Genomic DNA, 908 nt, shown 5'->3' on the forward strand with positions numbered 1-908 from the left:
CCCCAATACAGAGGAAATGGCATGAACACGCTCGATCAGCAGACAGCACTGGATGAAGCCGCACGAGAGCGCATTAAAGCTTCCCATGGTCTCGACAGCGACGCCGATCGCTTGGCCCACTTCTATCGCGGATGGGCCAATTCCTACGATCTGGATGTCGGCCTCGACGAGTACTGCGGGCCGATGATCGTGGCGGAACTGGCGGGCGCCGTGCAGACGGCCTATTTGGCCGGTCAGCGAGCAACCATTGCAATCCTGGACGCTGGCTGCGGAACCGGCCTCGTCGGCGTGGAACTGGAACGCATCGGCTTCCGGTTGATCGACGGGTTCGACCTGTCCGAGGAGATGGCCGAAAAGGCCCGGCAAACCCGCGCCTATCGCCATGTTCGAGGCGATGTCGACCTCAACGGGCCGCCTTCCGACTACTCCAGCTCGAGCTATGACATAACGGTCTGCTGCGGCGTCTTCACGCTCGGGCATGTCCGACCGCAGGGGCTGCGCGAACTGGCTCGCATCACGCGCCCTAACGGATTCGTCATCGCAAGCACCCGCAAGAGCTATGCGGAGGCCACATCCTTCGAACAGGAGGTGCGGCGTCTGCAGGATGCGGGCGTCCTGGTGCCGGCACAGCGTCTAAACGACGGCAGATACGTCGCTGAGGAGCACGCGCACTATTGGATTTTTCAGGTGACCCATGAGGCTAACGCACAAACGGAGGAACGGCCATGACCACGTTACCGCAAATCTCGCTGGCGAGATTGGCAGCCGACGCAACGCGACACGAAGAGCATGAGCGTCTACGCATGACCTGCGAGAAGTACGGGTTCTTCTACCTTGTCGAACACGGGATCCCGAAAGAACAGATATCAGAGGCCATCCAGGCTTCCCGGCGGTTCTTCGCGTTGCCA

2 protein-coding genes are annotated in these 908 nt (G+C 60.9%); both read left to right on the top strand.

Going from position 1 to position 908, the window contains the following annotated elements; genetic code table 11:
- Window positions 1–21: 21 nt before the first annotated feature.
- Window positions 22–729 (top strand): class I SAM-dependent DNA methyltransferase, encoded by a 708-nt coding sequence (locus tag RFM68_RS33500; protein WP_320237201.1) that lies wholly within the window; start codon window positions 22–24, stop codon window positions 727–729.
- The coding region (locus RFM68_RS33505) for a 2-oxoglutarate and iron-dependent oxygenase domain-containing protein (RefSeq protein ID WP_320237202.1) at window positions 726–908 on the top strand (183 nt) is incomplete at its 3' end. The genes RFM68_RS33500 and RFM68_RS33505, both read left to right, overlap by 4 nt.

This window comes from Mesorhizobium montanum (assembly GCF_033977145.1).
Taxonomy (GTDB): Bacteria; Pseudomonadota; Alphaproteobacteria; order Rhizobiales; family Rhizobiaceae; genus Mesorhizobium; species Mesorhizobium montanum.